This is a genomic window from Candidatus Cloacimonadota bacterium, assembly GCA_021734245.1.
Lineage (GTDB): Bacteria > Cloacimonadota > Cloacimonadia > Cloacimonadales > TCS61 > B137-G9.
Window position 1 is genome coordinate 38,128 of the sequence record JAIPJH010000012.1, and the last position, 6,614, is coordinate 44,741.

The 6,614-nt window shown below is 37.5% G+C and carries 8 protein-coding genes; 1 reads left to right on the forward strand and 7 read right to left on the reverse strand.

Going from position 1 to position 6,614, the window contains the following annotated elements; all coding sequences use genetic code 11:
• Nucleotides 1–233: 233 nt before the first annotated feature.
• From gdhA to K9N40_03590, 6 genes are all read right to left on the reverse strand, one after another.
• Complete coding sequence (gene gdhA / locus K9N40_03565) at nt 234–1,565, reverse strand: NADP-specific glutamate dehydrogenase (protein MCF7813543.1); 1,332 nt, start codon at nt 1,563–1,565, stop codon at nt 234–236.
• Between the two features lie 188 nt (nt 1,566–1,753).
• Nucleotides 1,754–2,437 (reverse strand): uracil-DNA glycosylase, encoded by a 684-nt coding sequence (locus K9N40_03570; GenBank protein ID MCF7813544.1) that lies wholly within the window; start codon nt 2,435–2,437, stop codon nt 1,754–1,756.
• Nucleotides 2,438–2,450: 13 nt separating this feature from the next.
• On the reverse strand, nt 2,451–2,681 hold the full coding sequence (locus K9N40_03575) for a hypothetical protein (GenBank protein MCF7813545.1): 231 nt from the start codon (nt 2,679–2,681) through the stop codon (nt 2,451–2,453).
• Nucleotides 2,682–2,704: 23 nt separating this feature from the next.
• Nucleotides 2,705–3,316 (reverse strand): guanylate kinase, encoded by a 612-nt coding sequence (gene gmk, locus K9N40_03580; GenBank protein MCF7813546.1) that lies wholly within the window; start codon nt 3,314–3,316, stop codon nt 2,705–2,707.
• Between the two features lie 18 nt (nt 3,317–3,334).
• Nucleotides 3,335–3,715: a glycine cleavage system protein GcvH gene (gcvH, locus tag K9N40_03585; protein ID MCF7813547.1), complete on the reverse strand. Its 381-nt coding sequence runs from the start codon at nt 3,713–3,715 to the stop codon at nt 3,335–3,337.
• Nucleotides 3,716–3,824: 109 nt separating this feature from the next.
• Complete coding sequence (locus K9N40_03590; GenBank protein ID MCF7813548.1) at nt 3,825–5,234, reverse strand: response regulator; 1,410 nt, start codon at nt 5,232–5,234, stop codon at nt 3,825–3,827.
• Nucleotides 5,235–5,482: 248 nt separating this feature from the next.
• Between K9N40_03590 and K9N40_03595 the strand changes: the two genes are divergently transcribed.
• Nucleotides 5,483–5,683, forward strand: coding sequence for a cold-shock protein (locus K9N40_03595; protein MCF7813549.1), 201 nt, complete (start codon nt 5,483–5,485; stop codon nt 5,681–5,683).
• 66 nt (nt 5,684–5,749) lie between these two features.
• Here K9N40_03595 and K9N40_03600 read toward each other — a convergent pair whose 3' ends face one another.
• Nucleotides 5,750–6,430: a hypothetical protein gene (locus K9N40_03600; protein ID MCF7813550.1), complete on the reverse strand. Its 681-nt coding sequence runs from the start codon at nt 6,428–6,430 to the stop codon at nt 5,750–5,752.
• Between the last annotated feature and the right edge of the window lie 184 nt (nt 6,431–6,614).

Sequence of the window (6,614 nt, forward strand, 5' to 3'; positions counted from 1 at the left end):
TTCGTGATTCTTCCCACCTGTACCGGCGAAATTACACGAAGCCGTAAGAACAACGAATTTAACTCACCTCATACCGAAAGTATTCGGGACACCATTCTCAAAAGAGGAATTTTTTGCTGTAAGAAACCTTGAAAAGGTTAATAAGAAAGTATCATCCTCGTAAACCTTTTCAAGGTTAACAAAAAAACCCCCGAAACTCGAGGGCTTTGATTTTATTTAGTTTTGGTTATATTTTAAACAACGCCCTGATCTAACATTGCTTCTGCTACTTTCATGAAGCCTGCAATATTGGCACCTTTCACATAATCAACATGATCGCCTTGCTTACCGTATTGCACGCACTGTTCATGAATATCTTTCATAATGCGATGCAGCTTTTCATCAACCTCTTCCCTGCTCCAGCCAAAACGCAAACTATTCTGACTCATTTCCAAGCCGGAAGTAGCTACGCCGCCAGCATTGGCAGCTTTTCCAGGAGCATAAAGAATCTTAGCAGCCAGGAAAAGTTCGATAGCTTTTGGAGTGGAAGGCATGTTCGCACCTTCGGAAACACAGATACAACCATTATCCAGAAGGTTTTTTGCATCAACTTCGTCCAGTTCGTTCTGAGTAGCACATGGTAGAGCAACTTCACATTTTACTTCCCACGGACGCTTACCAGGATAGAAAGGAACATCAAATTCATCGGCATAATCTTGCACCATATCTCGGTTGGAAGCTCTCATTTCCAGTAGGAAATCAACTTTTTCGCCGGCAATTCCTTCTTCATCGTAGATGTAACCATCAGGTCCGGAAAGTGTTACAACTTTTCCACCCAGGTCGTTAACCTTTTGAATTGCTCCCCAGGCTACGTTTCCAAAACCGGAAACTGTAACTGTTTTGCCTTCGAAAGATTCACCTACTGTTTTCAGCATTTCTTCTGCAAAATAAACACAGCCAAAACCAGTAGCTTCTGGTCGAATAAGGCTTCCACCCCAATTCAAACCTTTACCTGTAAGAACGCCTGTAAATTCATTGCGAAGTTTTTTGTACATTCCAAATAAATAGCCAATTTCACGACCACCAACACCGATATCACCGGCTGGAACGTCTGTGTTTGGCCCGATATGACGGAAAAGCTCGCTCATAAAACTCTGACAGAAATGCATAATTTCGTTATCTGTTTTACCTTTAGGATCAAAATCCGATCCACCTTTTCCACCGCCCATCGGCAGTGTTGTCAGGCTGTTTTTGAATACTTGTTCAAACCCGAGAAATTTAAGAATACTTAGAGTAACACTCGGGTGAAAGCGCAATCCACCTTTGTAAGGACCGATAGCACTGTTGAATTCAATACGATAACCGCGATTTACTTGAACTTCACCCAGATCATTCGTCCAGGGAACGCGGAACATAATTACTCTTTCCGGTTCAACCATTCTTTCCAGGATTTTGGCTTCTTTGAAGCGGGGATTTGATTCGTAAATATCCCAAACAGATTCTACAACTTCTTCTACTGCCTGCAGGAATTCCGGTTGTGCCGGATTGTTCGCTGCTACTTTTGCCACAAAGGATTTCTTATCCATCCTTCCCTCCGTTTTTTTTTATTTTGATGTCAAAAAGAAAGGTTTGATTTTCTTGTCAACCTTTGTGAATTGGAGCAATTTAATACTACCTTAAACCTATGTTTAACAGTCTGTTAGGAAGTTATAAAATTGTATGAAAAATAAGAGAAATATTATAATGAATTACGATTCAATAAGAAAATATTGAATTACAAAGCTTCGTAATCTTTTTGCAGTTTCTGCAGATCTATCCAGGCTGGTTTTTTCCAGTTTGGATTTCGCAGAAGTGCCGAAGGATGATAAGAAACGTAGGTTTTAATTCCTTTATATTCATGAGTTTCAGATCGTAATACAGCCATTGTTCCATCGATGCCCAACAATGTGGTGGCTGCTACTTTTCCCAAAAGCAATATGAGTTGAGGTTTAATTATTTCTACCTGCTCTTCCAGATATGGCAGACAGGCACGTTTTTCTTCCGGTAAGGGATTACGATTCCCAGGTGGTCGGCATTTTACAATGTTTGCAATATAAACTTCATCACGTTCCAGATTTATCGCTTTCAGCATTTTGGTAAGCAATTGGCCTGCTCTTCCCACGAAAACCTTGCCGGTTCTGTCCTCATCAGCGCCCGGGCCTTCACCGATCAACATTAATTTTGCAGTTGCCGATCCATTCCCATAACAGAATTTGTTTCTGGAATTCCCTAAAACACATTTCTGGCAACTACTGTATTTTTGCTCCAGGAATTTCAACATATCTTCAGGCTCTACCTGTTGTTTTATTTGGGATTGCTCCTGCTTAGAAAACGAAGCAACAGTTTTGGAACAAAAAATATCTTGAATTCCCGATAATTTCAGGTATTCAAGATATTGTTTTATAATTTTTTCGTTCAAAATGAGATTTGAATTATTTTTCTGCTAATTCTTCGTCCAGTTGTTCCATCGCTTCTTTCATCACATAATCAGGAATGTTATTTTCTGCAACGTGTTCCAAAGCGATATTTGTCAATTTTCCTTTCAACTGTTTTTTTACTGTGAAAGGAAGGTTGCTTAGTCGGGCTACTTCCAGATTTGCCATCAACAGGAACAGGTAAGTCATGTTGTGATCTTCCAGGAATTTATCTACTTTCGGATTCATTATTTTCCTCCATTTATTTTCAATTAATTATAATAATCTTCGTGAATATTGGTATATCTTTCAACCTTATTTTCTTCTGCTGCAATTATTTTTTCCACATCTTTCACCGCAAGTTCAAAATCATCATTTATTATCAGATAATCGAAGTTGTGGATCTGCTTCATTTCTTCTTCTGCAGTTTGCAATCTTCTTTTGATAACGGCATCGCTTTCAGTTTTTCTGGCTTTCAATCTTTTGATAAGTTCCTTTTCGGTTGGGGGCAGAATGAATATAGATACAAAATCGATGTCTGTTTCTTTTATTTGGAGTGCACCAGCTACATCGATATCCATTATAATGTGATGACCAGCCTGCAATTTTTCTTCGATAATACTGCGTGATGTTCCATACCAGAAATCGTGAACCTGGGCATGTTCCAGAAAGTCTTTCTTATCGTTCATCTCATCGAATTTCTGCTGAGAAATAAAATGATAATCCCTGCCATTTACTTCGTTGTGACGGGCAGGACGAGTAGTATATGAAATAGAATATTCAATATTCTGGTTTCTTTTTATCACTTCTCTCAAAATAGCAGTTTTACCTCCTCCGGAAGGAGAAATTAGAGCTATCAGAAAATTGCGTTTTTGGAAAGCCAAGTTCTTCCTATAAAATGTTTATTCTTCAATTATCTTTTTGTAAGCTTCAGCGTTCAAAAGATTTTCCAGTTCAGATTTATCGGAAAGTTCAATTTTAACTATCCAGCCTTCTTCAAAAGCTGATTCATTGATCGTTTCAGGAGCACCGTCCAGATTTTCATTAATTTCTACAACTTTTCCCGATACAGGACAATTCAGATCTTCAACGGCTTTTACGGCTTCGATCGTGCCGAAAGGTTCGCCCTTTGTTACTTCATCATCCACATCAGGAAGTTCCACGAAAACAATATCTCCCAATTCATGCTGAGCATAATCAGTGATACCAATCGTGGCAATATTTCCGTCAACTTTTACCCATTCGTGAGTTTCGGTATAAAATAAATTTTCAAGGACCATCATGTTCCTCCTCTATTTAATTATTATTTTTTGATGTAAGGACTAAAAACCAGGTTTTCATGTCAAGCAATTCTAAATAATTTATATTTATAATTTAAATAGTTAATAGTAGTTATGACTGATCTTCCTCAATCAGTTTAGAATTGCTATCTTCAAATACGAATTTTTCATCTTTCACTACGTTCAAGCAAGCATCAACCACAGCTGCATCGTATAAAACACCACGGTTAGAAGAGATCTCTTTGATGGCAAAATCCAAACCCAGAGCAGCACGGTAAGGGCGATGCGAAGCAATAGCTTCCACTACATCTGCTACACTGATTATTCTAGCTTCCAGAATGATCTCATCGCCTTTCAATCCAGCTGGATATCCGTTTCCATCCAGTCTTTCCTGGTGCTGAATCACAATGTCTGCAACCGGCCATGGAAATTGGATTTTAGAAAGAATGTCGAAACCAGCTTGGGGGTGAGTTTTAATCAGATTCATTTCAGCGGTTGTTAACTTTCCAGGTTTACTTAGAATTTCGGATGGAACATAGATCTTTCCAATATCGTGAACTAATGCTGCTATCCTCAGTCCATTTATCTGATCTTTCGGCAACCTCATTTCTTCTGCAATTTTGGTTGCAAGGATCGCTACTCGACGTTGATGTCCTGCCGTGTAAGGATCCCGTTTTTCCAAGGCAAACACCAATCCGTTTACAGTTTCTTCCATCAAAAGTTGCAGCTTATGATAACTTTCTTCCAACTCATCTTCTGTTTCTTTGCGTTTGGTAATATCTACTGCAACTGTAAGTACAACATCTTTGTTGTCGATAGATTTCATGGGAACTTTGGTAGTTTGAAACCATTTTGTTATGCCATCGACATTTTCATAATACTCTTCAGGAATAAATTTAGGTTGTTTATTTTCCAGAACTTCCAGATCATTCTGATGATATTTTGCTACCAGGTCTTTATCTTTTATTACCGAATCGATAAAATCGCTATCAGTTTTTCCCACCATGCTTTTTGGAGTAGTTTTATAGAGGTCGGCATAAGCTTTGTTGGCAATTATGTATTTAAAATTTTCATCTTTTACAGAAATATAATTGGGAACAGTATCGATAAGATTCATCAAAAAATTTCGGCTGTTTCTGAGGTTTTTTTCCATCTGATGTTTATAAAATGCCATGTCCAGATTAACCTTCAGTTCTCTGTCTTCAAAAGGTTTAATCAGGTATCCGAAAGGAGAAGAAAGTGTAGCTTTGGAAAGTATCTCATCATTGGCATAAGCAGTAAGAAATATAACCGGAATATCATAGACGTTGTAGATGTGATCAGCAGCGTCCAATCCGTTCATGTCGCCGCTTAACATCACATCCATCAAAATCAGATCAGGTTTTTCCTGCTGGGCAATTTCCACAGCAACTTCACCACTGGAAACGATTCCAATCACATCATAATCGAAAGAGAGCAGAGTCCGTTTTACATCTTCGGCAATGATCTTTTCATCTTCTACAATCATTATCCTTTTCTTCATTTCCAATACATTCCTTATCCAATATTTTTTACAAAATATTTTGTTCAATTTTAATGGCAAGTAATAAAAAAAAATTATATTTTCAACAAAGAAAAAATTAATGTATTGACAATAAACAGACGAATTTATCAGCTGCACTATGTGTATGACGGTGATGAAAATCTAAGGATTGCCAAGCAGTTATTAGTATCTTTTGAAAAGTTAATACACAGGGAATTTATTCCCAATATAAATTAGAGGAGTAGTACATGTTGGAAGGAACTGTTAAATGGTTCAATGAAAGTAAAGGTTTTGGATTTATTTCTGGAGAAGACGGACAAGATTATTTTGTGCACCACACAAATATAAATTCTTCAGGATTCAAAACACTTGCTGAAGGCGAAAAAGTACAGTTTGAATCAGAACAATCTGATAAAGGACTTAGAGCGATAAACGTTTCTAAAATATAACGTATTTTGATTCGCACATAAGCCCCGATTTTTCGGGGCTTTTTTTTATTTAAATTTTATTATCTATTACTTCCAGCTGAATTTCAGATCTTCTTCGGGATAGAAATTGAATGCAGTCAGTTGATATTCTTTACCTCTTCCTTCTTCATTTTCTAAAGAGATAAGATTATAATTGCAGTGTGCAACAGCAAAACCTTCCGGCAAATGAAGATTGATCTTACAACTTTCCAATGGTTTTTTCCAAGATTTGGTGGTTTCTAAAATGTATTTGTAGGAATTTCGGGGAGGTTTCTGCAGAAAAACTATCTCAAACTCCAATTCATCCTTTCCTTCGAAAAACAGTTCCAGAGTTACTTGTTTGGGATTGTTCAAATGCTGAGAAACATTCTCTATTTCTGCTCCATTTACCATCATCTTCTTGATCTGAACATTGCCAAAATCTTTGCTCTTGGGGAATGGATAAGTAATCTTGAAATGTTTTACCGAATCATCGGGACGAGTAAATTTGTATTTGCCGTCCACTTCCACGAATCCATTCGGGAGAAGAGTTATACCTATCTCCTCGGATTGAAAAGTTGCCTTGGGAGGTGGTGAAAACAAGTTATAAATCAATAGCCCGATTCCTAAAGTGAGCACGCCTAAAATTATAAATTGCCCTGTAGAAAAATCTGAAGAGCCCTTCGGATTGGCAAATGCAGGAGTGGCTATCAGCAAGAATGCTAATAAAATGTAGATTGTTTTGGTCATTTTTTTCTCCAAAGAATTTTCAACTTATCTCAAGATGAACCGCACTTAACCCAAGTTTCGGCAAAATGCCTCTAAGTTCTTATTTTGCAAGGGCGGCTTTTTTGTTTGGGCACTACATTCTTACTTTCACATCATGATATTTCCGATTAAATTTGAACTTGAGATTTAATTTCTGATATATTTC